The organism is Armatimonas sp., assembly GCF_043757465.1.
In the GTDB taxonomy this organism is placed as follows: domain Bacteria; phylum Armatimonadota; class Armatimonadia; order Armatimonadales; family Armatimonadaceae; genus Armatimonas.
Genome location: NZ_JAYVPL010000006.1, coordinates 1 through 2751, shown reverse-complemented (window position 1 = coordinate 2751; position 2751 = coordinate 1). Strand labels below are relative to the sequence as shown.

The 2751-nt window shown below is 56.3% G+C and carries 6 protein-coding genes; 5 read left to right on the top strand and 1 reads right to left on the bottom strand.

Going from position 1 to position 2751, the window contains the following annotated elements:
• Positions 1 to 267, bottom strand: a 267-nt coding sequence (locus ACH2ED_RS00810; RefSeq protein WP_395088265.1) for a transposase, incomplete at its 3' end; no start/stop codon positions are given.
• A gap of 78 nt (positions 268 to 345) precedes the next feature.
• Between ACH2ED_RS00810 and ACH2ED_RS00805 the strand changes: the two genes are divergently transcribed.
• The 5 genes from ACH2ED_RS00805 to ACH2ED_RS00785 are packed head-to-tail and all read left to right on the top strand — an operon-like array spanning position 346 to position 2684.
• Entirely contained in the window at positions 346 to 639 is a 294-nt protein-coding gene (locus tag ACH2ED_RS00805; protein WP_395088267.1) for an NAD(P)H-dependent oxidoreductase, read from the top strand.
• 26 nt (positions 640 to 665) lie between these two features.
• The gene (locus ACH2ED_RS00800) at positions 666 to 875 is read left to right on the top strand and encodes a hypothetical protein (protein ID WP_395088264.1); all 210 of its coding nucleotides are present in this window, start codon (positions 666 to 668) and stop codon (positions 873 to 875) included.
• Between the two features lie 11 nt (positions 876 to 886).
• Positions 887 to 1894 (top strand): NADP-dependent oxidoreductase, encoded by a 1008-nt coding sequence (locus ACH2ED_RS00795; RefSeq protein WP_395088262.1) that lies wholly within the window; start codon positions 887 to 889, stop codon positions 1892 to 1894.
• A complete protein-coding gene (locus ACH2ED_RS00790) occupies positions 1891 to 2382 on the top strand; it encodes a TspO/MBR family protein (RefSeq protein WP_395088260.1) in 492 nt (163 codons plus the stop codon). The genes ACH2ED_RS00795 and ACH2ED_RS00790 overlap by 4 nt, the downstream gene beginning before the upstream one ends.
• Positions 2379 to 2684 (top strand): hypothetical protein, encoded by a 306-nt coding sequence (locus tag ACH2ED_RS00785; protein ID WP_395088258.1) that lies wholly within the window; start codon positions 2379 to 2381, stop codon positions 2682 to 2684. The genes ACH2ED_RS00790 and ACH2ED_RS00785 overlap by 4 nt, the downstream gene beginning before the upstream one ends.
• Positions 2685 to 2751: the final 67 nt, after the last annotated feature.

Genomic DNA, 2751 nt, shown 5'->3' with positions numbered 1-2751 from the left:
TTTTTTCACCCAGGCAAGCTGAGCGCTGAGCCTTCCGATTTGTTCATAGAGTTCAGCACTCTGTTTCTCGTAGTCCTGGGCGTTCTTCTCTTTGCTTGCTCCTCGCTCGAAGATTTCTGGCAGCGAGTTGACGGCTTCGGTCTTCCACTTGGTGAGGAGTGTCGGGTGTACTTCGTGCTCGGCTGCGACCTGTGTGAGGGGCTTGGTTTCTCTGAGTGTCTGGAGGACGACTTTGGCCTTGAAGGCGGGGCTATGTTGCTTTCTCATGGTGTCTTTTTTGGCTTTCCAGATTTCTTAAAAGAGCCCGTTTGACTGTCCGATTTTATAGGACCATCATAGAATAAAATCGCCATTATCTACCACTCCACCTACGGCCACACCAAGCGACAAGCGGAGGCCGTCTACCAGGGTGCGCAGCGTGTGCCCAGCATCCAAGCGCAGCTCTACAGTGTTGAGGAAGCAGCCGAACGCCTAGACGAGTTGGATGCCGCCGATGCCATCATTTTTGGCTGCCCTACCTACATGGGCAGTATGTCCGCTGGCATGAAGACCTTTATCGAGATCGCGGCCAAGAAATGGTTCACTCTGGCGTGGAAAGATAAGATCGCCGGAGCCTTCACCAAGTCGGGCTGGGGATGATGCCTGCGCCCAATAAGCCCGAGGAGATGAACCAAATCGCTGGCCCCGGCCCCGACGCGCACAATCGTGTCGGCTCCTACATTGGACCGATGGCCGCCAGCTTTCAGATAGCCGCCTCCGGTGCTCCCTCGCAAGGCGATCTAGAAACCGCCGAGTTCTACGGCCAGCGCGTGGCGGAGATCACGCTTCAGTTTGCACGCGGCAAAAACGACAAGCTCATCGCGAAGTCAGAATAGGAAAAATAGCGATGCCACAAATTATTAGCCGCGAGATTCGGCTCCACTCCCGCCCAAAGGGGCTTCCGACTCCCGAGAACTTCTCCCTGGAGCAGACCGAGATCGGGCCGCTCAAAGACAAGGAGATACTCGTTCGGAACCGCTTTATGTCAGTGGATCCCTACATGCGCGGACGTATGAACGCAGGCCAGTCCTATGTCCCCGCCTTTGAGCTCGACAAGCCCCTGAGCGGTGGAGCCGTCGGCGGGGTGATCGAGTCCCGCGACCCGAACTTTCTGCCCGGAGATGTCGTGGCCTCGGGCTTTGGCTGGCGTGAGTACTTCACCGCGTCCGCAAAAGACCTGCACCAGGTCAGCCATGAGTTTCAGCCCCTCTCGATCCATCTTGGCCTGCTTGGGATGACCGGGCTCACGGCCTGGGCGGGCCTAAACTTAGTGGAGGTCAAGTCGGGCGATACGATCTATATCTCCGGTGCGGCGGGAGCCGTGGGCAATGTGGCGGGCCAGCTCGCAAAAATTCGCGGGTGCCGGGTCATCGGCTCAGCGGGCTCCGACAAGAAAGTCGCGTTTCTGCGCGATGAATGCAACTTCGATGCCGCATTTAACTACCACGACGGTTCCGTGCTGGAGCTGCTCACACAAGCAGCCCCCGAGGGAATAGATGTTTACTTTGACAATGTCGGTGGGGAGACGCTGGAAGCGGCACTTTCCGCACTGCGAATTGGAGGGCGGATCATCTCCTGTGGCGGGATATCAAGCTACAACGCCGAAAACCCACACCCTGGCCCATCTAATCTCTTTAACATCACCACCAAGCGCTTGACTATGAAAGGGCTTATTGTGAGCGACTGGCTATCGCGCCAAGTGACATTTGAGGACGAAGTGGGTAGCTATCTTCGTGTGGGCAAGCTGAAGAATAAAGAGACGCTTGTGCACGGAATTGACAAAGCGGTGGGCGCATTTCTCGGGCTATTTCAGGGAGAAAATATAGGGAAGATGGTTGTGGAGCTAACTCCATGACCCCTCCTGGTGCCGTTCCTCCAGCCCCCCATCCTGCTCTGCCACTGCTTGGCTGGCTAGCTCTGTGCTTTTCGGCTTCCCTAGGTGCAGTGTTTGTCTCCAGCGACCGCTGGTACGCGGGGCTGGTTAAACCGTCGTGGAATCCGCCCGCTTGGGTCTTTGGCCCCATCTGGACGCTGCTCTATATGCTCATGGGTGTATCCGCATGGCTTATCTGGCACAAAGGAGGCTGGAAAACCCAGGGGCGGGCGCTGAGCTGGTTTCTCGTGCAGTGGCTACTCAACGCGCTCTGGACACCTCTCTTTTTTGGGAGGCACTTACTCGGGCTCGCCTTCGCAGAGATACTCGTGCTCTGGTTGGCGCTCGCCGTGACACTCGGGCTATTCTGGCGCATCCGAAAAGTCGCAGCCGTCTTGCTGATCCCCTACCTCATCTGGGTGAGTATCGCCGCGACCCTCAACTTGGCGATCTGGAGGCTAAACTCATGAGCACGGCTAAACTCATGAGCACGGTTGTTTTTTATGACACAAAACCCTACGACCGCGAGTACTTTGAGAATGCCACTGGTGTGGAAAAGCTCCACTACACGTTCCATGAGTTCCGCCTCACCACCCAGACCGTTGCCAGCGCCGACGGAGCGGAGGCAGTCTGTGTGTTCGTCAACGATCTTCTGGATGCTCCCTGTCTAAAGCAGCTCGAGGAAGGCTTTTTCTTCGAGGACTACTCTGGCGAGATCGCGCGGGTGACGGCAACTAATTTCTCATGGTTCGCTCATTTTTTGTGGCGGTAAAACAGATTGCTCTACCAGGCGAATGTACACCCCTGGCAAAGAGTCCAGCAGTTTTAGAATTCGCTCT

Excerpts from the sequence above, each read along its gene's own strand:
- ACH2ED_RS00800 (WP_395088264.1), top strand. The coding sequence starts at position 666 with ATGAACCAAATCGCTGGCCCCGGCCCCGACGCGCACAATCGTGTCGGC.
- ACH2ED_RS00795 (WP_395088262.1), top strand. The coding sequence starts at position 887 with ATGCCACAAATTATTAGCCGCGAGATTCGGCTCCACTCCCGCCCAAAG.
- ACH2ED_RS00790 (WP_395088260.1), top strand. The coding sequence starts at position 1,891 with ATGACCCCTCCTGGTGCCGTTCCTCCAGCCCCCCATCCTGCTCTGCCA.
- ACH2ED_RS00785 (WP_395088258.1), top strand. The coding sequence starts at position 2,379 with ATGAGCACGGCTAAACTCATGAGCACGGTTGTTTTTTATGACACAAAA.